This is a genomic window from Streptomyces sp. WM4235 (assembly GCF_001279725.1).
GTDB lineage: Bacteria > Actinomycetota > Actinomycetes > Streptomycetales > Streptomycetaceae > Streptomyces.
Genome location: NZ_LGDE01000227.1, coordinates 49,622 through 70,587, shown reverse-complemented (window position 1 = coordinate 70,587; position 20,966 = coordinate 49,622). Strand labels below are relative to the sequence as shown.

Annotated in this window: 23 protein-coding genes; 11 read left to right on the top strand and 12 right to left on the bottom strand. The window is 72.4% G+C overall.

Translation table 11 applies throughout. From position 1 onward, the window contains the following. On the top strand, nt 1-605 hold a 605-nt coding region (locus ADK55_RS17740; RefSeq protein WP_159041436.1), incomplete at its 5' end, for a hypothetical protein. A 49-nt stretch (nt 606-654) separates the two neighbouring features. On the opposite strand, the gene ADK55_RS17735 is transcribed toward ADK55_RS17740, so the two are convergent. After that, the gene (locus tag ADK55_RS17735; protein WP_053679890.1) at nt 655-1,035 is read right to left on the bottom strand and encodes a winged helix-turn-helix transcriptional regulator; all 381 of its coding nucleotides are present in this window, start codon (nt 1,033-1,035) and stop codon (nt 655-657) included. 126 nt (nt 1,036-1,161) lie between these two features. On the opposite strand from ADK55_RS17735, the gene ADK55_RS17730 reads away from it, so the two are divergent. The 3 genes from ADK55_RS17730 (at nt 1,162) to ADK55_RS17720 (ending at nt 3,946) form a co-directional block, all read left to right on the top strand. Further along, nucleotides 1,162-1,569, top strand: coding sequence for a RidA family protein (locus ADK55_RS17730; protein ID WP_053679888.1), 408 nt, complete (start codon nt 1,162-1,164; stop codon nt 1,567-1,569). A gap of 105 nt (nt 1,570-1,674) precedes the next feature. Further along, nucleotides 1,675-2,811: a M20 family metallopeptidase gene (locus ADK55_RS17725; RefSeq protein ID WP_053679886.1), complete on the top strand. Its 1,137-nt coding sequence runs from the start codon at nt 1,675-1,677 to the stop codon at nt 2,809-2,811. 196 nt (nt 2,812-3,007) lie between these two features. Further along, nucleotides 3,008-3,946 carry a GDSL-type esterase/lipase family protein gene (locus ADK55_RS17720; protein WP_053679884.1) on the top strand — a complete coding sequence of 313 codons (939 nt, stop codon included), beginning with the start codon at nt 3,008-3,010 and terminating at the stop codon, nt 3,944-3,946. 79 nt (nt 3,947-4,025) lie between these two features. Here the strand turns inward: ADK55_RS17720 and ADK55_RS17715 are convergent, their stop codons facing one another. Together ADK55_RS17715 and ADK55_RS17710 are read right to left on the bottom strand one after the other, a co-directional pair. Then, a complete protein-coding gene (locus ADK55_RS17715; protein WP_053679882.1) occupies nt 4,026-4,352 on the bottom strand; it encodes a hypothetical protein in 327 nt (108 codons plus the stop codon). A 200-nt stretch (nt 4,353-4,552) separates the two neighbouring features. Further along, a complete protein-coding gene (locus ADK55_RS17710) occupies nt 4,553-5,230 on the bottom strand; it encodes a hypothetical protein (protein ID WP_053679879.1) in 678 nt (225 codons plus the stop codon). Nucleotides 5,231-5,365: 135 nt separating this feature from the next. Here ADK55_RS17710 and ADK55_RS17705 point away from each other — a divergent pair, with 135 nt between their 5' ends. After that, nucleotides 5,366-6,043 (top strand): response regulator transcription factor, encoded by a 678-nt coding sequence (locus tag ADK55_RS17705; RefSeq protein ID WP_053679877.1) that lies wholly within the window; start codon nt 5,366-5,368, stop codon nt 6,041-6,043. An 85-nt stretch (nt 6,044-6,128) separates the two neighbouring features. Then, nucleotides 6,129-7,655 (top strand): sensor histidine kinase, encoded by a 1,527-nt coding sequence (locus tag ADK55_RS17700; protein WP_234350112.1) that lies wholly within the window; start codon nt 6,129-6,131, stop codon nt 7,653-7,655. Nucleotides 7,656-7,678: 23 nt separating this feature from the next. Here ADK55_RS17700 and ADK55_RS17695 read toward each other — a convergent pair whose 3' ends face one another. Together ADK55_RS17695 and ADK55_RS17690 are read right to left on the bottom strand one after the other, a co-directional pair. After that, the gene (locus ADK55_RS17695; RefSeq protein WP_053679874.1) at nt 7,679-8,071 is read right to left on the bottom strand and encodes a nucleotidyltransferase domain-containing protein; all 393 of its coding nucleotides are present in this window, start codon (nt 8,069-8,071) and stop codon (nt 7,679-7,681) included. A 52-nt stretch (nt 8,072-8,123) separates the two neighbouring features. Next, nucleotides 8,124-8,795 carry a TetR/AcrR family transcriptional regulator gene (locus tag ADK55_RS17690; RefSeq protein ID WP_053679872.1) on the bottom strand — a complete coding sequence of 224 codons (672 nt, stop codon included), beginning with the start codon at nt 8,793-8,795 and terminating at the stop codon, nt 8,124-8,126. Nucleotides 8,796-8,932: 137 nt separating this feature from the next. On the opposite strand from ADK55_RS17690, the gene ADK55_RS17685 reads away from it, so the two are divergent. Next, complete coding sequence (locus tag ADK55_RS17685) at nt 8,933-10,360, top strand: amidase (protein WP_420713640.1); 1,428 nt, start codon at nt 8,933-8,935, stop codon at nt 10,358-10,360. 57 nt (nt 10,361-10,417) lie between these two features. Here ADK55_RS17685 and ADK55_RS17680 read toward each other — a convergent pair whose 3' ends face one another. Continuing rightward, entirely contained in the window at nt 10,418-11,389 is a 972-nt protein-coding gene (locus ADK55_RS17680; RefSeq protein ID WP_078999076.1) for a helix-turn-helix transcriptional regulator, read from the bottom strand. A 179-nt stretch (nt 11,390-11,568) separates the two neighbouring features. Between ADK55_RS17680 and ADK55_RS17675 the strand changes: the two genes are divergently transcribed. Then, on the top strand, nt 11,569-12,663 hold the full coding sequence (locus tag ADK55_RS17675; RefSeq protein WP_053679869.1) for a winged helix DNA-binding domain-containing protein: 1,095 nt from the start codon (nt 11,569-11,571) through the stop codon (nt 12,661-12,663). An 87-nt stretch (nt 12,664-12,750) separates the two neighbouring features. Beyond that, the gene (locus ADK55_RS17670; protein ID WP_053679867.1) at nt 12,751-13,254 is read left to right on the top strand and encodes a GNAT family N-acetyltransferase; all 504 of its coding nucleotides are present in this window, start codon (nt 12,751-12,753) and stop codon (nt 13,252-13,254) included. Here the strand turns inward: ADK55_RS17670 and ADK55_RS17665 are convergent. From ADK55_RS17665 to ADK55_RS17645, 5 genes are read right to left on the bottom strand one after another with little or no spacing between them, the layout of a single operon-like run. Continuing rightward, nucleotides 13,251-14,126, bottom strand: coding sequence for a branched-chain amino acid aminotransferase (locus tag ADK55_RS17665; RefSeq protein WP_053679865.1), 876 nt, complete (start codon nt 14,124-14,126; stop codon nt 13,251-13,253). The two genes, ADK55_RS17670 and ADK55_RS17665, sit on opposite strands and share 4 nt — an antisense overlap. Beyond that, nucleotides 14,123-15,409, bottom strand: a complete 1,287-nt coding sequence (locus ADK55_RS17660; RefSeq protein ID WP_053679864.1) for an ATP-grasp domain-containing protein — start codon at nt 15,407-15,409, stop codon at nt 14,123-14,125. The genes ADK55_RS17665 and ADK55_RS17660 overlap by 4 nt, the downstream gene beginning before the upstream one ends. Next, on the bottom strand, nt 15,406-16,485 hold the full coding sequence (locus ADK55_RS39835; protein WP_159041435.1) for a DMT family transporter: 1,080 nt from the start codon (nt 16,483-16,485) through the stop codon (nt 15,406-15,408). Before ADK55_RS39835 ends, ADK55_RS17660 begins: the two co-directional genes overlap by 4 nt. Next, complete coding sequence (locus ADK55_RS17650; protein ID WP_053679860.1) at nt 16,482-17,771, bottom strand: DUF6421 family protein; 1,290 nt, start codon at nt 17,769-17,771, stop codon at nt 16,482-16,484. Before ADK55_RS17650 ends, ADK55_RS39835 begins: the two co-directional genes overlap by 4 nt. After that, a complete protein-coding gene (locus ADK55_RS17645) occupies nt 17,768-18,337 on the bottom strand; it encodes a bacilysin biosynthesis protein BacA (RefSeq protein ID WP_053679858.1) in 570 nt (189 codons plus the stop codon). Before ADK55_RS17645 ends, ADK55_RS17650 begins: the two co-directional genes overlap by 4 nt. Nucleotides 18,338-18,782: 445 nt before the next feature. Between ADK55_RS17645 and ADK55_RS17640 the strand changes: the two genes are divergently transcribed. Further along, nucleotides 18,783-19,613, top strand: coding sequence for a ribosome-inactivating family protein (locus ADK55_RS17640; protein WP_053679856.1), 831 nt, complete (start codon nt 18,783-18,785; stop codon nt 19,611-19,613). A gap of 109 nt (nt 19,614-19,722) precedes the next feature. Continuing rightward, nucleotides 19,723-20,355 (top strand): AAA family ATPase, encoded by a 633-nt coding sequence (locus ADK55_RS17635; protein WP_053679854.1) that lies wholly within the window; start codon nt 19,723-19,725, stop codon nt 20,353-20,355. Between the two features lie 37 nt (nt 20,356-20,392). On the opposite strand, the gene ADK55_RS17630 is transcribed toward ADK55_RS17635, so the two are convergent. Next, complete coding sequence (locus tag ADK55_RS17630; protein ID WP_053679853.1) at nt 20,393-20,965, bottom strand: GNAT family N-acetyltransferase; 573 nt, start codon at nt 20,963-20,965, stop codon at nt 20,393-20,395. Nucleotide 20,966: the final 1 nt, after the last annotated feature.

Below are 20,966 nucleotides of genomic sequence, written 5' to 3'. Positions count from 1 at the left end.
GGGCACGGATGGTGGGGAAAGCGCTGTGGGTGGGCGGTCGGGTCCTTTCGGCGGCGGTCGCGGCCGCGGCGGCCTACGGGTCCGCGTGGGCCGTGTGGGCGGGAAGCGGCGGCTGGTCCGCGGTCCTGATCCTCGTCTGCGCGATGGTCGCCCAGTGGGCGGGTGTGGCCTGGTTGGCCAGGCGCGGCGCCATGATCGCGGTGGCGGCCCTGCTGGTCATGAACGTGGCGTGGCTAGCCCTGACCTGGATCCGGACCGACATGCGCGAGGAACAGACGATGCACGACCGGGGCGTGACCACGCGGGCCGTGGTGACCGGGTGGATACGTACCTCCGACCCGTTCGGCGGCGTCGACGACGCGGTCACGTCCATCGATGTACGGCTCCCGGACGACGGCGGGGTGCGGCGCCTGCAACTGATGGGGGCCGGGGCCCCGGACGTGGGCGAGTCCGTGGAGGTGACCCGCGATCCGGGCGACCGGGTACCGATCCGCCTCGGCCCGCGCCCGGACGCGCCGGGCGGCGTCCTGGCCACGATCGCGCTGATCGTCTTGATCGGAAGCAGCCTGGTCTGCTCCGTCGCGGCCTTCGCCGCCCTCTCATGAGGCCGCCCCCCTCGTGGGAGAGGGGGGCACGACGGGGCGGCCACGACCGTCAGGCGTCGAAGCGGTCTCTGGACGCCTCGATGTGACCGAGGTACTGGTGGGTCCAGTCGCACATGCCGTGGACCGTCTGCCGCAGGGCGCGGCCCGGCTCGGTGAGGGTGTACTCGACCCGGGGCGGCACGGTGGGGTGCACGCACCGGTCGACGAGGCCGTAGCGCTCCATCATGCGCAGGTTCTGGGTGAGCATCTTGTGGCTGATTCCCTGGATCTCGCCCCGCAGCTCACTGAAGCGCAGGGTCCGTTCCGCCAACACGTCGATGATCAACAAGGCCCACTTGTTGGCGATGTCCGAGAAGATCTCGCGCGCGAGAGAGTCGGCGCGCGTCAGGTCCGCCTCGTCGGGCGAGCCGCTGAACTGCTGGGTCACCATGAGGTTCCTCAGTCACTGAGAAGTGCGTTCTTCCATGTCAGCGCACACTCTCCTACGGTTCCCGAGTAACCACAAGAGAGCGCTTGTGCGGGGTCCGTGACCCGTGCGACAGAGGAGGCGGGCGACATGGCCATCACCCTGGTGAACCCCGAAGGACTTCCGAGGATCGACGCCTACCGGCAGGTCTCGATCGCGACCGGTTCGAGGCTGGTCTTCATCGCCGGGCAGGTCTCCTGGGACGCCGACGGCGTCACGATCGGAGAAGGGGACCTCGCCGCCCAGGTCGAGCAGTGCTACCTCAACGTCGCCATCGCCTTGGCCGAGGTCGGCGGCACCTTCGACGACGTGGCGAAGCTGAACGTCCACGTCGTCGACTGGACGCCCGACAAGATGCCCGCGTTCCTGGAGGGCGTGGCCCGGGCGGCGGCGAAACTGGGCGTCACCCCGGCGGCACCGGGCACGCTCGTGGGGGTCGCGGCGCTGGACGTACCCGACCACCTCGTCGAGGTGGAGGCCATCGCCGTCCTCGACTGAGGTGGCGTCGGCCGAGCGGACGTCGACCGGTCGGGCGACGCGGGCATCCGGGTCGGTCGCTGGGGCGTGGGTGCCCGCCTCGGCGGGCCGGCTAATCTTGCCCACATGACGATGCACCAGAGCGCGGGCGTGAGTGTCGACGCGATGATCGAGGACCTCAGGAAGCTCGTCGAGGTCGAGTCCCCGTCACGCGACGTCGACGCCCTGACGGCATCGGCCCGCGCCGTCGCCGCACTCGTCGAGAGTCGTCTCGGCGGGCGGGCCGTCCTCGTGGAGAGCGAGGCCGGACCGCACGTCCACTGGTCGGGCGGCGGCGAACCCCGCGTGCTGATCCTCGGCCACCACGACACCGTGTTTCCCCTCGGCACGCTCGACCGCCGCCCGTTCACGGTCGAGGACGGGCACGCGACCGGCCCCGGGGTCTTCGACATGCTGGGTGGACTGGTGCAGGCCGTTCACGGCCTCGCGACGCTCGACGACCGGTCGGGCGTCGAGATCCTCGTGACCGCCGACGAGGAGGTCGGCTCCGGCTCCTCGCGAACGCTCATCGAGGAACGGGCCCTCGCGTGCGGCGCCGTCCTCGTCTTCGAGGGCGCGGCCGACGGCGGAGGGCTGAAGACCGGCCGCAAGGGCTGCGGAACCTTCCGGGTCTCCATCACGGGCCGGGCCTCCCACGCGGGCCTCGAACCCGCGGCCGGGGTGAACGCCCTCATCGAAGCCTCACACCAGGTGTTGCGCATCGCGGAGTTGGGCCGGCCCGACATCGGAACCACGGTCACCCCGACGGTCGCGGCGGCGGGCACCCTGGACAACGTGGTCCCCGCCGAGGCGACCGTCATCGTCGACGTCCGGGTCGAGTCGACCGCCGAGAAGGAGCGCGTCGAGTCCGCGTTCGCGGCGCTCGCCCCGCACCTGGACGAGGCGGAGATCAGGGTCGAGGGAGCGGTCGGCCGACCCCCGATGCCCGTGTCGGCGTCAGCCGAACTCTTCGCGGTGGCCCAGCGGTTGCTTCCCGGTATCGAAGGCAGGTCGGTGGGCGGAGGAAGCGACGGCAACTTCACCGCCGCGCTGGGGGTGCCCACGCTCGACGGCCTCGGAGCGGTCGGCGGTGGCGCCCACGCGGACCACGAGTACCTGGTGATCGGCGCCATGGCCGAACGCGCGAACCTCGTGGCCGGACTGGTGCACGCGATTCGCGACCCACTGGACAACGGCCGGGATTCGGCGGCCGGCGCCACGTGATCCGCGCCGATGGCCGTATCGCGCGGTTGGCCGTTGGCGGTTGGCGATTGCCGGTTCGCCGTTGGCCGAAGGTCGTGGTCCGTCGTACGCCTCATCGGCCTCCGGGCGATGAGTGGCGCCCGCCCGTCCGTCGCGTTCCGGGGCGGCCATTAGGGTGAGTTGCCCCCATCCCTGACGAGAAGGCACCCATCTCACAGTGACCGGCACACGCGCCCACACCCTGTTCTCCTTCGGCACGCTGATGGACGAGCGGGTCCAGACCGCTCTCTTCGGCCGAGCCGTGCCCACCGCCCCGGCGTCCCTGGCCGGGCACACGACCCGACCCCTGCCGATCACCGACCAGGCCGTGATCGCCGCGAGCGGCCTGGACGTACACCTCACCCTGGAGCGCAGGTTCGGCGCCTCGGTCGAGGGCGCCGTGCTGCGCCTCACCGATCGGGAACTGGCCGCGGCCGACGCCTACGAGGTCGACGACTACACCCGCCGACGCGTCCGGCTCTCCTCCGGGGAGACCGTCTGGGCCTACCTGGACGCGAAGCCGTTGCGTGCCGCGGCCCGCATCGTGATCGTGGGCGACAGCATCGCCTACGGTCGCTGTGACCCTCGGGGAGGGTGGGCGGCCCGCCTGGCGGCCACCCACATCGCACGGAACGAGACCGACCACCGGGTCTTCAACCTGGCCGTTCCCGGCAGCACCCTGACCGACGTTGCCGAGCAGACCCCCGGGCTCCTGGACGCACGCCTGCCCGACACCCTCCTCGTCGCCGCCGGGATCAACGACTCGGCCCGGCCGCTCGCCCCCTCACGGACCGGACACGACGCCGCACCACACCTCACGGACGGCCTCGGCGCACTGGCCGCCGCCGCCCTCGATCGCAACGCGCGTCTCGTCGTCGCGGGACCGGCGTGGATCGACGAGGAACGCACCCGCGACCACGAGGGTCTGTGCTTCACCCGAGAACGAGCCCTGGGCCTGCGCGATTCCCTGCGGGCCTGGGCCGAGGACAACCACGTCGACTTCCTCGACATGTGGGAGCCGCTGCGGGACAGCCCCGAACTCCTCGCCGACGGGCTCCACCCCACGCCTGAGGGCCATGCCGCGCTCCACCGTCACCTCGAAGCGCTCGGTCACTGACCCGACACGCGCGGCGAGTTCACCGGAACCCGCCGCGGCGCCGCCGGGTCACGGTGTGCACGGTGTGCACGCCGGCCGCTCACTCGTGCGCGGCGGGGCAGCCCGGCGAGCGAAGGCCGATGCGCTCGGCGCGCAACATGAACGCGGCCCCCGCCATGACACAGACGACACCCGCCGCCGTGCAGGCCAGGACGAGGTCCTGTGGGGCGTCGAGGATCCGTGGCACCGCGTTCACGGGCGCCACCGCGTAGAAGCACAGGACACCCCACGCGTACGGCCGCGGGGCCACGGTGCGGCGGCGCAACCACGGCATCCGGCGTCCGCGCAGGACGGCCAGTGCCACCGGCAGGCACACCAGGGTCGCGATGCCGAGAGCGATCACGTGGTAGGCGGGATTTCCGTTCATCGGTCCCCTTCCGGAACGGAACTCACGATAGAAGGGGAACCGATGAAGCGTCCATGCCGGAATCCGGCAACATGCGGACCTCGTCGGCGCACGTAGGGGTCGGGCCCGGGTACGTACGGGGCGTGCCCCGGGTCGTACGGGTCGGGCCCCGGTGTCGACGGAAGGGGTCCGAGGGCTCGCTGTCCGCCGGCGAGGGGAGGTCAGCGGCCGGGGGTGACCGTGTCGCCCGTGACGGTGTTGCCGGTGATCGTGCCGTCCGCGCCGGACAGGGTGACGGCGTGCCGGACGCCGTCGGGGCCGACGACGACGGCCAGCCACGCGCTGCCGCCGCCCTGCTGGCCGACGACGCGCAGGCTCTCCACCGAGCCGCCGCTCACCGCGCCGGCCGCCTTCTCGACCGCGTCCTTCGCGGCCAACGAGGGCAGCGGCGCCGGCGCCGCCCTCGGGGCGGTCACCCGCCCGCCGGAGTCCTCGTTCCCGCCGGGCAGGGGCGGGACACCGCGTTCCCTGCCCGTCTGCCGGTCGCCGGCCCGCCGCTCTCCGGGACCCGCGAAGGCGTGCTCGTCGCCGTCCCCGTCGTGGGCCCACGGCCCGAGGATGCCCACGGGGCGGTGGTCCCGGTGGTGTTCGGACACGGCGACGCCCGTGACGGCCGCCGCGCCGCCGACCAGCACCACGGCCGTGCCGAGCACGGCCCAGCGGGCTCCCCTGCTCCGCGGTACGACCCGGGCGAGCACCTTGCGGTCCCGGGGAGCGGTCTCCGCGGCGTTCCCGGGGATCTGCGATCGGTCGGTCGATACGGTGGGTGCCGCCTGGGCGGCGGTGTCGGGCCGGACGGTCGGGTCGGGCTGGGGCGAGGGTGGGACGGACTGGGACATGCCTGCGACTCCTCAAGACGAACGGCCACCGCGGCCGGTGCGTCCCGAGCTTGCGCGACCTCACCTGAAGCCCACCTGAAGCCGCCTGAAGACCCCTTCAGCAAGCCGACGGCCGGGCCTGAGACCCTGTTCGGCATGCGTGTACTGGTGGTGGAGGACGAACGACGGCTGGCCGTGGCCCTGCAACGGGGGCTCCAGTCCGAGGGCTTCTCCGTCGACGTGGCCTTCGACGGACCGCAGGGCCTGTGGATGGCCACCGAGCACGACTACGACCTGATCGTGCTCGACATCATGCTGCCCGGCCTGAACGGCTACCGGGTCTGCTCCCGCCTGCGGGCGGCCGGCAGCGAGGCCGGGATCCTGATGCTCACCGCGAAGGACGGCGAGTACGACGAGGCGGAGGCGCTGGACACGGGCGCGGACGACTTCCTCTCCAAGCCGTTCTCCTACCTCGTGCTCGTCGCCCGACTCCGCGCGCTGGGCCGACGTAGCGGCCGACGCACCCCCCAGGCCCTCGAATTCGGCGACCTCCTCGTCGATCCGGCGCGACACGTGTGCTCCCGAGCCGGTACGGAGATCCGGTTGACGGCGCGGGAGTTCGCGGTCCTGGAGTGCCTCGCCCGGCGCCCGGGCGAGGTGGTGCCCAAACGGGAGATCCTGGAACAGGTCTGGGACAGCGCCTTCGAGGGCGACCCCAACGTCGTGGAGGTCCACGTCAGCGCGGTCCGGCGCAAGATCGACGCGCCGTTCGGCCGGGCCGCCCTGGAGACCGTGCGGGGCGCGGGCTACCGCCTGGCGGTGGACGGTGGCTGAACCGGAGCCCGGCCCCGGCGCACTTCCGAGACCGCGCCGCCTCCCGAGGTCGCCCCGGCCCCCGAGGCCGCGACGGTTCCCGGTGGTGCGCCGCCCCGTGCGGTGGGTGGTGCGGTGGGTCGTGTCGCGGCGCTGGTGGCCGACCACGGTACGGGCCCGGGCCACCGTCGCCGCGAGCCTGGTGGTCGCCGCCGCCCTGACCGCGGCCTCGTTCGCCCTGATCGGCCTGCTGGAGAACAACCTGCTGCGCAACGCGGAGAACGACGCCCGGCAACAGGCCGAGTCGGTGGCCGCACTCGCCGCCACCGGCAACCTGGGACGCGTCCGACCGCTCGCCCCCGGCGTCGAGTTCCTCCAAGTGGTCGCCGCGGACGGCACCGTACTGTTCTCCAGCCCCCGACCCCTCGCCGCACCCGGCCCCTTCCGCGCCGGGCCCGTCCCCGTCGCTCCCGGACCCGACCCCGTCACCCCGTCGCCCCAGCGCCCGGGGCTGCGCCTGCACACCTGGAAGGACCGACCGTTCGGCGGTGAACAGCGCGTGCGGGTGGCGCAGGTCGTCGTCGACACCCCCGACGGGATCGTCACCGTCTACGCGGGAGCCTCACTGCGCGCCGCCGACGCCGCCGACGACACCACCACCGCCGCGCTCGCGATCGGCATGCCCCTCCTCCTCGCGACCGTCGCCCTCGTCACCTGGCGCGTCACCGGCCGGGCACTGCGCCCCGTCGAGGAGATCCGCGCCGAGGTCGCGGAGATCTCCGACCGGGACCTGCACCGCCGGGTCCCCGTGCCTCCCACGCGTGACGAGGTCGCCCGCCTGGCGCAGACGATGAACACCACCTTGGACCGGCTGGAGGCGTCCGGGATCCGACAGCGGCGGTTCATCGCCGACGCGTCGCACGAGCTGCGCAGCCCCATCACCGTGCTGCGGACCCAGTTGGAGGTGGCCATGGCGATCCGTGACCCGGACCTGTGGCCCGAACTGATCGGAGGCGCGCTGGAGGACGTCGAGCGACTCCAGCAACTCGCGGCCGATCTGCTGCTCCTCGCCCGGATCGACGCCGCGCAGCCCGTGCCGACCGTGCCCCTGGATCTCACCGAGCTCGTCCGGGACGTGGTCGAGGCCCGCGCCGGCGACCGGGTCCCGGTCGGCACGGCCCTCACCGCCGGGATCCGGGTCACCGGCAACGAGCTGTGGCTGATCCGGATCGTCACCAACCTGCTCGACAACGCCCAGCGCTTCGCGGAGGAGCGGGTGGACGTGGTGCTCCGCACCGCGCCGGGCGTGGATGGCGCACCGGTCGCCGTGCTGGAGATCGTGGACGACGGGCCGGGCATTCCGCCCGCGGAACGGGAGCGGGTCTTCGAACGGTTCACCCGCCTCGACGACGCCCGCAGCCGCGACCAGGGCGGGGCCGGGTTGGGGCTGGCCATCGCCCGGGACCTGGCGGCCCATCACGGCGGTTCCGTGGACGCGGAGCCGAGTCCTGGCGGCGCCCGCCTCGTCGTCCGCCTCCCGTCACCACCGTCAGTGGCGCCGGCGCCGGCGCCGGCGACCGGGCGCCGGGGAGGCCTGGCCGGCGGGTCGGGTACGGACACCCCGCCCCGGTAGGGCGGTGCCGCGTCGGTCCGCCGTCAACGCCCGATCGGGGCGGCCGCCGACGCGACGACACCCCGCCAGGTTCTGCGGTAGCCCTCGCGAAGCGGCCCGCCGACGAGGTCGAGGATCCGAGAGGCGGCATCGACGAGCGGCGTCGGATCCTCCGATCGACACAGCCGCAGGTGTCCTTCGAGCAGGGCGGATCCGCGTTCCGCGTCCGCGGCCAGGAGGCGTCGCGGCAGCCACTTCCCGCCGCCCGCCCACGCGCGGAGGGTCTCGCCGTCGTCCCCGACGAGCACCGCGACGTCGAGGTCGCTGCTCGGCGTCGCCCGCCCCGAGGCCGTGGATCCGGCCAGAACCACGGCGAGCGCTTCGGGGAACAGGTCGCGCGCGAGACGTCGCGCGAGGTCGATGGGGTCGGCGTCCATGCGGGACAGGCTCTCATCGACCTTTGACCATCGTCGACCGGTTTCCGGCCCGTCAGCGGTCGGGTTGGTCGGGACGGAGCGCGGGGTCGGTCGTGGGCCGCGCGGTCCGCGCCCAGAGGTTGGCCAGGTGGGCGTGCAGGACGTCCCGCGCCGCTTGTGGGGTGAGGTGGCCGATCAGCACGTGCGTGGTGAGACCGTCCGTGAGGGCGAGGAGGGTGCGAGCCTCGTGTGACGCGTCGAGGAGTGCGTCGAGGGGCGCTTCGAGGGGTGCGAGGCCGTCGACGCTCTCGGCGGCTTCCGCGACGAGGTGCGTGAACGCCTCTTGCAGGGCCGCGTAGTTGGCCTTCAGGGTGGCCGCGAGGGTCTCGTTGACGGCCGCCTGGGCGACGAACGCGAGCCATACCCGGGCCTCGGCCCGGTGTTCCTCCCGGAGCAGCGCGACCTCGGTGGCCGCGTGGCCCAGGGCGGTGCTTGCCGACTGTGCGGGGCTCGCCACCAGCCGGGCCCGGATGCGCTCGCCGATCCGGTCGCCCACCCGCCCGAGAGTGAACGAGAGCATCTCCTCCTTGGTGCGGAAACAGCGCTGGACGGCGCCCATCGACACCTGCGCGCGGGCGGCGACGTCGCGCAGGGTGACGCCTTCCAGCCCGTGTTCGTCGGCGAGTCGACAGACGGCCTCGGCGATAAGGTGGCGGCGGTCCGCGTAGTCCACCTGCTTGGGCATGCCCGTCTCCTCCCTGACTCCCGGTGTCTCCGGTGCTCCGGGTCCCCGCACACTTTATGCGATGCGCTCGTATCGATTCCCGGGGTACTGTTTCGATGCACTTGCATCGGAACGTGTTTCGGGAAGAGGTACCAGACGTGAGGGACGCCCTGTGGAGGATGACGGCCGCCGAGCAGGCGGCCGCGGTACGCGGTGGGGACGTCTCCGCCCTCGAACTGGTCGACAGCCATCTGGAGCGGATCGCCGAGGTCAACCCCCGGGTCAACGCCGTGACGCTGATCCTGGCCGAGCGAGCCCGCGCCGCAGCCGCCCGAACGGACCGCGGGCGGGCCGCGGGTGAGGTGTCGGGCCCGCTCGCGGGCGTGCCGTTCACCGTCAAGGAGAGCACCGCCGTGGAAGGGGTGCCGACCACGTTCGGTGTGAAACGCTTCCGCGACCTGGTGGCGCCCGCGGACGCGCCACCGGTGGCACGACTGCGCGCGGCGGGCGCCATCCCCGTCGGGCACGCCAACATCCCGACGCTGATCCTCGCCGGAATGCACACGCGGAGCGAACTGTTCGGGGACACCGTCAACCCCTGGGACCCCGACCGGACCCCGGGCGGCTCCAGCGGTGGTGACGGGGTGGCGGTCGCCACAGGCATGGCCGCCCTCGGCCTCGGCAACGACTCGGGCGGATCGATCCGGATCCCCGCCCAGTTCAACGGTGTGGCCGGGTTGAAGCCGACCAGCGGGCGCTTCCCCGCGGACCACCGGGTGCTGGGCCCCGACGACCCGGGCCCGGCCTCACAGTTCCTGGTCACCGACGGCCCACTGGCGCGCTCCGTGGGTGACCTGAGACTCGCCTACGAGGTACTCGCCGGAACCGATCCGCGAGACCCGCGAGCCGTCCCGGTGCCCGCCTACGGCGCACCGATCCCTGGCCCACTGAAGGTCGCGGTCGTGACGGACCCCGGAGGCCACGGGGTCCACCCCACGGTGCGCCGAGCCGTCGAGGACGCGGCCGAGGCGCTGCGGGACGCCGGGTACGACGTCCGGGAGGTGCCTGACGTACCGAGACTCGACGAGGCGCTCGACGCGTACGGCCGGATCGTCGTGACCGAGTTCGCCCCCACCTGGCCCGCGGTGCGCGGGCTGCTCGGGGAGGGCGGGGACCGCTACATCGGCATGACCATGGAACGGACCCCGCCGGCGAGCGCCGACGCGTTCATGAAGCTGATGGGCACCTGGCTGAACATCCGCCGCTCCTGGGCCGAATTCCTCGACGCGTACCCGCTGTTGCTCGGGCCGGTGTTCACCGAACCGCCCGTCGAGCCGGGTCTGGAGTCGCGCGACATGGCGGGACGGGACCGGGTCGCCTCGGCCATGCGGCTGTGTACCGTGACCAGCTTCGCCGGCGTCCCCGCCGTGGCCGTGCCGACCGGGGTGGCCGATGGCCTGCCGACCGGCGTGCAGGTCGTCGGACGGGCGTTCCGGGAAGACCTGTGCCTGGCGGCGGCCCAGGCGATCGAGGACCGGCTGGGGATCCTCACCCCGATCGACCCGCGCGGGAGCGGACGGGGCTGAATCATCGGCAACGAGGGCCGGGGCGTGTGCGCCGTGGCGCTTGAGGCGCGGTGCGGCTCAAGCGCCCGCGCCAGGAGGGCCAGGAGTGCCGGGCGAGGCAGGTGTGGCGGTCGTACCGGGTGCGACGGGAGTGTTCGTCGCGGCGCGTGCGTAGCGGTGCGCCAGGTGCGCGAAGGCCTCCCTCAACTCGGTCGGCCCCACCACCTCGATGTCCGCGTCGAACCTGCCGAGGGTGGCGGCCAGTCCGGGCCAGGACCACGAGCCCAGCACGAGCCGGCAGCGCCGCGCGTCGAGTTCCTCGACGAAGCCGTCACGGGCGTACCGGGAGACGTCGGCGGCCGGCAGGTCGATGATCACCTCGCCGCGGCAGGGCCAGTCCCCGGCGGCGTCGGAGCCGTGGAACCTGCCGGCCACGTAGGCGGCCACATCACCCCCGGGCACCTCGCGCGGAACGAAGCGGGGCCCCGTGGGGACGCGCGGGCCGATCCGGTCCGCGCGGAAGGTGCGCCAGTCCTCGCGGTCGAGGTCCCAGGCGACGAGGTACCAGCGGCCGCCCCAGGTGACGAGGTGATGGGGCTGCGCCCGCCGGGGAGGGGGCGCCGTGCGGTCGGCGTCCCCCCGGCCCTCGTCGGCTCCCGGCGCGGTCGCGGCCGGGTAGTCGAAGCGGAGTACCTCGCGGGCGTGGACGGCGGCGCCGAGAGCCATGAGCACGTCACTGTCGACCCGTGTCGCCGGACGGCCGGCGGGCCGTTCCACGGCGGTGACCTGGAGGACGTCGATCCGATGGCGCAGCCGAGCGGGCATGACCTGTCGGACGGTGTTCAGTGCCCGGGCCGCCGCCTCCTCGATGCTGGCGCCGCTGGTGGTGGCGATCCGCAGCGCCACGGCGAGGGCGACGGCCTGCTCGTCGTCGAACAGCAGGGGCGGAAGCTCCGCGCCGGCGTCGAGCCGGTACCCGCCGTCGGGGCCCTTGAAAGCCGCGATGGGATAGCCGAGCTCGCGCAGACGGTCGACGTCGCGGCGCACCATGACCACCAGGACCACGCCCCTCTCCCGCGAGCCCGCCCCGGCCCCCGCCCCGACCCGGCGACCACCCCGATCCGCGGACCACCCCGTGGTGCCGCCCGCCGAGAAGCCAAGGAGACGAGAGTGCTTCATGCCCCGCGCGAGGAGAACCGGACCGGCGTCCCGCCGACGGGGGGATCCCGATGACCGTCCTCGACACCCGCGCCCTGGGCCGTGCCACACTCGCCCGTCAGTTCCTGCTCGACCGGGCCCGGGTGCCGGCCCTCGACGCCGTCGCGCACCTCTGCGGGCTCCAGGCCCAGGAACCGCAGGAACCCTTCGTCGGGCTCTGGTCGCGGCTGCACGCGTTCGCCCCCGCGGAGCTCTCCGACCTGCTGACCGGACGGGCCGTGGTGCGTACCGACCTCATGCGCCGCACCGTTCACCTCGTCACGGCCGACGACGCCCTCGCCTGGCGCGCCCGCCACGACGCCATGCTGCGCCAGAGGGTGCTGGGTACCTACCGCGGCGACTTCGCCGGGACGGACCTCGACGAACTCGCCGCGGCGGGCCGCGCGGTGATGGCCGACGGCGAACCCCGCTCGATGACCGAACTCGCCCGGGCCCTCGGCCGGCCGACGCCGGGGCCGCGGCCCCTGGGGGAGATGCTCGTCGCCGCCCTGCTTCCCATGGCGCAGATGCCGCCGCGCGGACTCTGGCGGACGAAGGCGGGCGTACGCGACGTCCTGCTCTCCTCCTGGCTGGGGCGCGAGGTCGACCCTCCTTCCCGGGGCGCCTCCGATCCGGTGGGGCAGGCGCTCGTACGGCGCTCCCTCGCCGCGTACGGTCCCGCGGCCTCGGCCGACGTGCGCGCCTGGTGCGGTCTCGCCGGCCTGCCGGCGGCGATCTCCGCGATGCGCGAGGAACTGGTCACCTTCCGGGACGAGCGGGGGCGGGAACTCCTGGACCTCCCCGACGCGCCCCGGCCCCATCCCGACACGCCCGCTCCGGTGCGGTTCCTGCCGGCGTTCGACAATGCGATCCTCGGCCATCACGACCGCGGCCGGATCATCGACGACGCCCACCGGGGTCTGTCGGTCGCCGGAGAACGCGTCGTACTGCTGGACGGCCGGGTCTCCGCCACGTGGACCGTCCGGGACGGCGCCGTGACGGTCACCCCGCTGCGCCGTTTCTCCCGCGCGGACCACATCGAAGTGGCCGAGCAGGGAGAGGCGTTGGCGGCGTTCCTCTCCGACGGTGAACACCACCGCGCCCGGATCGCAGCGTTCCCGCACTGAACGACTCCACCAGGGCCAAGGGAGATCCGGGAGACGACCTCGCACTCCGGCTGTGGTGCGTGATGATCCGTGAGGCAGAGTGGGGGCATGCCACCATACGAGACGATGCCCTTCCACCTTGAGACCGAGCGGCTGATCCTGCGGCCGTGGGCCGAGTCCGACGCCGCCGAGTTCACCGCCCTTCTCGCCGAACGCGGCAAGGGGACGCCCGCGGTGGAGGACATACGGACCTCCATCGCGAACCTGCTCGCCGCGACGGCGAGCACGGGGATCGCCCTGCTGCCCGTCCAACGTCGTGACGAGGGCGACTTCATCGGCTACTGCGGGTTGATCATCGGCCGCTCCACCATCGAGGAGCCCGAGATCGCCTACGAGTTGTGCCGGCGCGTACACGGGCGGGGCTACGCCACCGAGGCGGCCGCCGCGGTCCTCGACGCCGCCATCGCGACGGGGCGGAGGCGGCTCTGGTCGACGGTCGGCACATGGAACGCACCGTCGCTCCGTGTCCTGGAGAAGCTCGGGTTCGAGCGGGATCGCGTCACCACCGAGGACGCCGGTGAAGTGGCTTGGCTCACCCGCTCGTTGCCCTAGTCGGAACGGACGAGTCGCGCGTACGCCGCGGCCAGTTCCGCGGTTACCTTGCCCACCCGGTACGTCCGCTCGTCGACGCCGCTGACCGGCTGGACCTCGTACGCCGTGCCGGTGAGGAAGACCTCCTCGGCGCGGTCGAGTTCACCGGGCTCGACGCGGCGCTCGACCACCTCGATGCCCAGGTCGGCGGCGAGGGCGATGACCGTCTGCCGGGTGATGCCGTCGAGGAAGGAGTCCGGAGTCGGCGTGTGCAGGGCGCCGTCGATCACCAGGAAGAGGTTGGCCCCGGTGGCCTCCGCGAGGGCGCCGCGCAGGTCGAGGAGCAGGGCGTCGTCGTAGCCCGCCGCCTCGGCCTCGTCGCGGGCCAGCGTGCAGATGTTGTACAGGGAGGCTGCCTTGGCCCGGACCGGAGCGGTCGCGGGGTCGGGCCGGCGCCACTTCGAGGTGCGCAGCCGGATACCGGCACGCGCCGCGTCGGCGGAGAAGACGTGCGGCCAGTCCCAGGCGGCGATGGCCACGTGCGGGGTGCTGCCGGACCCGGAGACGCTGATCTGCTCGCTGCCCCGCCAGGCCACGGGCCGGACGTACCCGTCGACGATGCCCTCGCGGCGGACGACCTCCCTTGCCGCGGCGTCGAGTTCGTCCGCCGAGTAGGGAAGCGAGTAGTTCAACTCCCGGGCGGAGGAACGCAGCCGCTCGGCGTGCTCCAGTGACTTGAACATTCGGCCGCCGTAGACGCGCACGCCCTCGAAGACGGCTCCGCCGTAGTGCAGGCCGTGGCTGAGGACGTGCAGCCGGGCCTCGCGCCAGGGCACGAACCGGCCGTCCAGCCAGATGGTGCCGTCGCGGTCGTCGAAGGGGAGGGCGGTCACGAAGGGTTCTCCTCGCGGGTCGCGGGGGCGTAGTCGATGCGGATGGCCTGCTCCAGGTGGCCGTGGAACTCCTCCGCCCCCGTGAGGTCGGCGTGCCGGGACAGGATGAACGCCGGGTAGCCGGTGAAGTCCGGGTAAGGGCGGACGACGTCGCCCGGAGCGAGCATCCGCACGACGTGGTCGACCCTGGGATCCGCTTCGGTTTCGTCGAGGCCGTGGACGGCGGTGATCGTGCCGTGTCCGCCGCACGGCACGATGTAGTTCGCGGACGCGGCGACGGGCTCGGTGAAGCCCTGTTCGACGGTGCGCAGCGGCGGCAGGCCGGCCGCGATGCGCAACGTCTCGGCGGCGAGGTCGACGCCGGTGACGTTCTCCGCGATGTAGTGGGACACCCCGGAACCACCGATCCGTGCCCCCATCTCCAGGAGGTACGGGGCGGAGCCGCCGCGCAGGCGCAGTTCGGTGTGGGTGGGGCCGAGGGTGATGCCGAGGGCCGTGTGGGCGGCGATCACCTCGCGCACGACATCGGCCCGGACGGCCTCGGGCAGCGCGGCGGGCGCCCGGTAGACGCTCTCCTCGAAGTACGGGCCCCGGGGATCGCCCTTGTAGCCGATGGACAGGACCTGCACCCGGCCCTCGTGGACCAGCGACTCGACGGCGAACTCGGGTCCGTCGAGGTACTCCTCGACGATCAACCCGGCGCCTCCGTCGGCGGTGCCCGCGGACACCCGGCGTACGTCCGTCACGACCTCGCCGAGCGCGTCGACGGAGTCGACCCGGGTCACGCCGAGGCTGGACATGCCGAGGGCGGGCTTGACCACGACGGGGAACGTCAGGCCCGCCTCCGAGACGGTCGCGGCGGGATCGTCGGCGGGGTCGAGCCGCACGAAGCGCGGCACGTTCAGACCGGCCGCCGCGAGCCGCTCGCGCATGATCCGCTTGTCCTGGGCGTTGCGCGCGACCGTCGGGCCGATGCCGGGCAGACCGAGGAGTTCGGCGGCGTCCGCGACGAACGGCACGAACGGGTCGTAGAGGGTGACGATGCCGTCGAAGGGCGTGGCCCGGTGCCGTTCGCGCAGGGTCTTCAGTGCGCCTGCCGGATCGCCGGCCACGTCGAGCGGCAGCAACTCCACGACCGCCGGGGGCAGTCGGTCCGGGTCCACCCGCTCGTCGGATCGCGGGACGAGGATCAGGTCGATGCCGGCGCGCACCGCGGCGTCGAAGAGCCAGGGCAGGCCGACGCGTTGGTGGAGCAGGACGAGAGTCGGGCGGGAGGCGGTCACGATGGGCTCCTTGGCGGGAGGGCCTCGGCCGTGGCGGAGGCACGGTGATCGGGTCTGTCGTTCTCGGACTCGGTCTGCGACGCGGTGTCGGTCCCGGAGTCGCCCTCGGCGCGGGGGCGGGCGGGTACGGCGGCCCCCGCGCGCCGGCGACCGCCGACGGTGAGCCACACACCGGCCGCGGACGCGACGATGAGCAGGACGGGGAGCGCGCCCGGCGCGGCGGCCGTGCCCAGGCCCCATTCGCCGAGCCGCACCAGGAAGGGAACGACCAGCCCCAGTGCGGAGGTGAACAACGGCCCCTTGCGCAGGATCAGTTCGTGCGAGATGAGGAAGACGGGGGCGGTGAGGACCGCGCCGAGCACGGCGACGCCGCCCCAGTCGGCGGCGGAGACCCCGCCGAGCGGTACGAACAGCAGCGCGGTGAGGCCGAGCATGAGCGTGCCGGCCCCGGTGACGGCGGGGAGGGCCGCGAGAGCCGGTACGTCGGACATGTGCTGCCGGTAGACGTATCCGTACAGGGCGTAGGTGAGGGTGCCGCCGAAGGCGAGCGCGCCCCCCGCGAGGAGGGTGGCGTCGCCGCCGTCCGAGCCGGGCCCGGCGCTCGCCGCGCCGTCGGCCAGCAGGAAGCCGATCGCGCCCGCGCCGGCGAGGACCGTCCCGAGGACCTTGCGGCGCGAGGACGGCTCGCGGAACGCGAGGATGCCGATGACGAAGGTGACGCAGGGCAGGAGCGAGACGATCAGTCCCACGCGGGAGGCTCCCACGTACCGGGTGCCGAGCAGGGTTCCCGAGTAGTAGGCGAAGAAGCCGAGGAACGCGAGGACCGCCACGGCGCGGGGCCGGCCGGCGGCCGTCCGGGCCCCGCCGCGACCGCGCGGGGTCAGCGAGGCGATCACCATGATCACGACGAAGGCCGTGGCGGTCCGCCCCGCGGCCACCGCGAGCGGGGGCACGCCGGACACCAGGTGGCCGGAGAGCAGCCAGCCCGCGGCGAGCAGGAGGACCATGCACGCCGCGAGGGCGGGCACGACCAGCCGTCCGTCCCCGCCCCCGGGAGCGGGCCGGGCGGAAGTCACCACCCCGCCCGCGCGAATTCGAGCGGTGGCAGGCGGTCCAGGTCGCTCTTGGCCCGGCGCAGTACGAGCTGGTCCGCGGTGAAGGAGAACCGCTGCCGGGGCTCGCCCTCGGGAAGGTACCGGCGCACGAACTCCTTGGCGGCGGCGCGGTACTCGTCGTCATCGGTCACTTCTGCCTCCAGCTTCTCCACACGCGTCACGAACGCGCGCAGGGCCTCCAGGGCCCTGGCGCGGTCGAACCGCAGCAGCCCGCCGTCGGCGGGCGATCCGACGAGCGCCTCGTGCTCGCGGAACCAGGAGTAGAGGAACACACCCGTGCCGGAATCGAAATTGCGGGTGGCGTCGTCCGCCTGCGGGTAACGGAACACCCGTTCCAGCAGGATCATGTCGATCTGCTGCTCGGCGAAGGGGACGAGGCCGCTGTCGGCGCAGGCGAGCACGGTCTTCGCGTCGACCTTGATCTCCTCCAGGAGGCCGACGAACCAGTTCATCTTCAGGGAGATGTTCTCGTCGAACGGCCACAGGCCCTGGTAGTGCATCGAGTCGTGGAGGTAGCCCCAGATGGCGCGGGCCTCGAAGCACACGTCGGCGGCGAGGCCGCCGGAGGCGCCCGGCAGCGAGTCCGGCGTGAGCACGGCCGCGGCGGCGGGCAGCGCGTACGTCTCGTGGATCTTCCGCATCTTGTTGTAGAAGAACATGGCGTACGGCTGGTCGGTCACCTTGTCGTGCGCCGCGACGTTCTCCGGGAAGAAGACGAGGCAGGAACCCCGGGCGAAGCCGGCGCTTCCGGTGACGAGCACGAGGGACTGGCAGTTGTTCTTCGGGTGCGGGAAGTCCGCCGCCATGCCCGCCAGGGCGTCGGGCTCCTTGCGTAGGGCGAGGAAGCAGTCGAGGCGCTTGCCGACGGGCGGGGCGCTGTTGGTGCTCTGCAAGGGGGCGAGGAAGAAGACCGGCTCGCCGTCGGCGGGGACTCGCAGGGCGTCCCGGGAACGGGCGAAGTGGGGGCGGGAGTCGAGACCGGCCGCCAGCCAGCCGTCGACGTCCGCCACCAGTGCGTCGGCCTGTCCGTCGAGTCCGTGACGGTGGTACCAGGATGTCGCCTCGTCGCGTATCCGGCCCAGCAGTTCGGCGTCGTCGGGGGTGGGATCGGCGACGGTGCCGTCGTCCCGCTGACGGTCGCGGAAACGATTCACCATCGGGATGAGCACATCCGTCAACAGGTCGGCCTCGGCCAGGAGGTCCGCCGGTACGGGTGCGGTCGCGGAGGTGAAGTCTCCGGTGCTCATCGGGCGGCCCCCACGGCGAGCGGCCGCTCGCCCTCGGCGCGGACGGTCAGTACCTGGTGGACGGTGAAGACCATCGGCACCGGGCCGAAGTCCCGCAGGACCCGCAGCCCGTGCCGCTCGGCGGCCACGATGGTGGTGATGCAGCCGTCGACGAGCCCCTCGGCGCAGTCGATGGCCGCCTGCGAGTTGCTCAGCACCTCGCGGATCCGGGCGGGTTCGGGGACGAGTCCCTTGGGTGCGGGGTGGGAGGCGACGGTCGCCGGGTCCCGGGTGCCGCTGCTGGCGAGCACCATGTTGTGGGTCGGCATCACGAAGCTGTCGATCATGTGGAGTCGGTGCAGGTTGGAGAAGACCAGGGTGTGCAGCGCCGGATAGACGGCGCAGGCGGTCAACGCGTGCCGTCCGTCGTCGGGCACGGCCTCCAACGCGGACTCGATCGAGGCGTGGAGTTCGACCGTTCCCTCGACACCTCGTCTGCGGAACCATTCGTGGGAGGCGGCTTCCAGATTGGTGCCGTGGGGACCGAGCGTGTGCAGGTGACGGACCTCGTCGGGGCGCGCATACATCGTCTGCCCTGGACCTTCCTGTGGTGGTGCGGAATTACTGCTTCCGGACAGCGCTGGATGAGGACGGCGTACTCGGAAGCGAGAGCCAAGATCCTTTTCTATCACCGCATCACGGATGCCGTGATATCCGGGAGGTGGGGGCGGGTGATCGCACGGCATGCCTCGGCGGCGGCGATGAGTTCGACCCGATGGGAATCAGCCGGCGTTGCCTGAATTCGCCCTTGATTCGGAATGCGACCCTCCGAATCGGTGTACGCGCGGCCGCCGCCGATCGAGACCGGCCCGACGCCGTGCGCCGAGGGTCAAGGAGGCGTGCACGCGGTGGAAACGCGGAAGCCGGGGGAACTCGTACGTTCTTCGTTCCCGGGGCGATCGTCACTCACGTGCTCGGGAAACCGTCATCCATCCTCGATCCCGCATTTCCGTGCCGGGAGAGAAGGGAAACATGCTCAAGAGATTGTGCTCCGCGTTCCTGTCGCTTGCCATGGCCATGGGGCTGGTCACCGCACTGAGCGGTACGGCATCCGCGACGAACTATTCGGTCATCGACTGGAATGTCTCCAGGATCACCGATGGCGGAGCGGAACACGCCACCCGCTATTACCGATTGATGGACGAGATCCATCGGCATTCCTACGGTGAACCCACGGAGGAGGAGAACGTCACGCAGACGACCACCGAGGCCGGCCGTCTCATCCAGGTCAGGGTGCTCGACACGAACAACGAGCACGTCGCCTCGGTCTACATCTGGGCCGACAACCTCTACGTCGCCGGCTTCTACTCGCCCCGGAGCAACACGCACTGGGCCTTCCACGACCGCGAGCAGCAGTTCCAGCAGGCCCTGGGGGTGTCGGCCCGGTTCATGCCGAACACAGGCAACTACAACAGCCTCCCCGGCGGCAACGACAGGCAGAACCTCGTGTTCACCCCCAACAGCATGTACAACGCCATGCGGCAGCTGAACAACGTCACCTCGTACAACGACAACGTCGGCCGCGCCCTGCTCGTCGCCACCCAGATCTTCTCGGAGTCCGCGCGCTTCGCGCCGATCCTCAACCGCGTCTACGGCAACATCATCAGCCACCAGGCGAGCGCGCTGGGCGACGGCTACGCGGGGCTGGAGAACCAGTGGGGGGCCATCTCCCAGTTCGCCTACAACCTGCGGCACGGCCGCCCGGCTTCGATCAACATCCTCGGCCGGGTCATCACGAGCTTCGCCGCACTGAGGCAGTTGTTGGGCTTCGTGGAACTCAACGGCTCACAGGCCCGCCTCTGACGCCCCGTCCGTGAACCGCCGTCTGCCGCGACCGGGATCCGAGGCCCGAGGGCGGCAGCGGCGGCGCCCTCGCACCCTGCCGCCGGACCCTCTCCCGTAGGGTCGGCGCATGCTTGTGTGGATCAACGGCCCCTTCGGCGGCGGCAAGACACAGAGTGCGTACGAGATCCGACGGCGTCTGCCGGGCAGCGTCGTCTGCGACCCGGAACACGTGGGGTTCGGCCTGCACCGAATGCTGCCCCCGGCACTGCGCGCGGACTTCCAGGACCTTCCCGCCTGGCGGCGGAGCGTCCACGAGCTGCTGGACCTCGCCCTGACCGAGTACGAGGGCACGGTGATCGTGCCGATGACCGTGGTCGAGCCCGTCTACTTCCGGGAGATCGTCGGTCGGCTGCGTGAACGCGGCCACGACGTCCGGCACTTCGCGCTGCTGTCCGACCGCGAGACCGTGTTGCGACGCCTGCGGGAGCGGGGCTTCGGGCACGCCACCAGGCTCTTCGCCGGGAAGGACGCCCCTTTGCGACGCGAGAGCTTCGCGGTGTCGAAACTCGACCACTGCCTGGAACGCCTGCGCGGGGAGGAGTTCGCGGAGCAGGTGTGGACCGACCGACTCACCGTCCCCCAGGTCGCCGAACACATCGCCGCCTCGGCCGGCCTGACCCTCACCCCCGACACCGACAACGCGCTGCGGGGGAGGGTGCGCCGGGCTTTGATCGGGGTCAGGCACATCCGGTTCGACTGACGCCGACGGGTGGGCGCCGCGCCGGGACGGCGGCTGGTCAGCGCAGGTCGAGACGCATCAGGATCCGCGGGTGGCCGGCCAACACGGAAGTGGTGTCGGCGGCGTGGGTGAATCCGGCGCGCTCGAAGTTCTCGCGGATCCCGGCGTACGCCATGGTCAGATCCACCTTGGTGGCGCCGTTGTCGAGGGGGTAGGCCTCGATCGCCGGCGCGCCCCGGGCGCGGGCGAACCCGACCGCGCCGGTGATCAGCGTGTGCGAGAGCCCCTTGCCGCGATGGCCGGGTCGTACGCGGATGCACCACAGGGACCAGACCGGCAGGTCGTCGACGTACGGGATCGTGCGGCTGCGTGCGAACGAGGTCTCCGAGCGCGGCGCCACTGCGGCCCAGCCGACGGGCTCGCCGTCGTCGTAGGCGAGCACCCCCGGCGGCGGATCGGCGCGGCACGACTCGGCGACGTAATCACCGCGGGCGGGTCCGCGCAGCTCGTTGTTGAGCTTGGACGGGATCCGGTGACTCAGGCACCAGCAGACATTGGCCCCGGGTGACTTGGGTCCGAGCAGGGCGCGGACGTCCTCGAAGACCGAGGCCGGGCGAACGTCGATGGGCATG

Coding starts and splice junctions, on each gene's coding strand:
- ADK55_RS17735 (WP_053679890.1), bottom strand. CDS start 1,035: ATGGTGACCCAGCAGTTCAGCGGCTCGCCCGACGAGGCGGACCTGACG.
- ADK55_RS17730 (WP_053679888.1), top strand. CDS start 1,162: ATGGCCATCACCCTGGTGAACCCCGAAGGACTTCCGAGGATCGACGCC.
- ADK55_RS17725 (WP_053679886.1), top strand. CDS start 1,675: ATGACGATGCACCAGAGCGCGGGCGTGAGTGTCGACGCGATGATCGAG.
- ADK55_RS17715 (WP_053679882.1), bottom strand. CDS start 4,352: ATGAACGGAAATCCCGCCTACCACGTGATCGCTCTCGGCATCGCGACC.
- ADK55_RS17710 (WP_053679879.1), bottom strand. CDS start 5,230: ATGTCCCAGTCCGTCCCACCCTCGCCCCAGCCCGACCCGACCGTCCGG.
- ADK55_RS17705 (WP_053679877.1), top strand. CDS start 5,366: ATGCGTGTACTGGTGGTGGAGGACGAACGACGGCTGGCCGTGGCCCTG.
- ADK55_RS17695 (WP_053679874.1), bottom strand. CDS start 8,071: ATGGACGCCGACCCCATCGACCTCGCGCGACGTCTCGCGCGCGACCTG.
- ADK55_RS17690 (WP_053679872.1), bottom strand. CDS start 8,795: ATGCCCAAGCAGGTGGACTACGCGGACCGCCGCCACCTTATCGCCGAG.
- ADK55_RS17680 (WP_078999076.1), bottom strand. CDS start 11,389: ATGGTGCGCCGCGACGTCGACCGTCTGCGCGAGCTCGGCTATCCCATC.
- ADK55_RS17675 (WP_053679869.1), top strand. CDS start 11,569: ATGACCGTCCTCGACACCCGCGCCCTGGGCCGTGCCACACTCGCCCGT.
- ADK55_RS17670 (WP_053679867.1), top strand. CDS start 12,751: ATGCCACCATACGAGACGATGCCCTTCCACCTTGAGACCGAGCGGCTG.
- ADK55_RS17650 (WP_053679860.1), bottom strand. CDS start 17,771: ATGAGCACCGGAGACTTCACCTCCGCGACCGCACCCGTACCGGCGGAC.
- ADK55_RS17645 (WP_053679858.1), bottom strand. CDS start 18,337: ATGTATGCGCGCCCCGACGAGGTCCGTCACCTGCACACGCTCGGTCCC.
- ADK55_RS17640 (WP_053679856.1), top strand. CDS start 18,783: ATGCTCAAGAGATTGTGCTCCGCGTTCCTGTCGCTTGCCATGGCCATG.
- ADK55_RS17635 (WP_053679854.1), top strand. CDS start 19,723: ATGCTTGTGTGGATCAACGGCCCCTTCGGCGGCGGCAAGACACAGAGT.
- ADK55_RS17630 (WP_053679853.1), bottom strand. CDS start 20,965: ATGCCCATCGACGTTCGCCCGGCCTCGGTCTTCGAGGACGTCCGCGCC.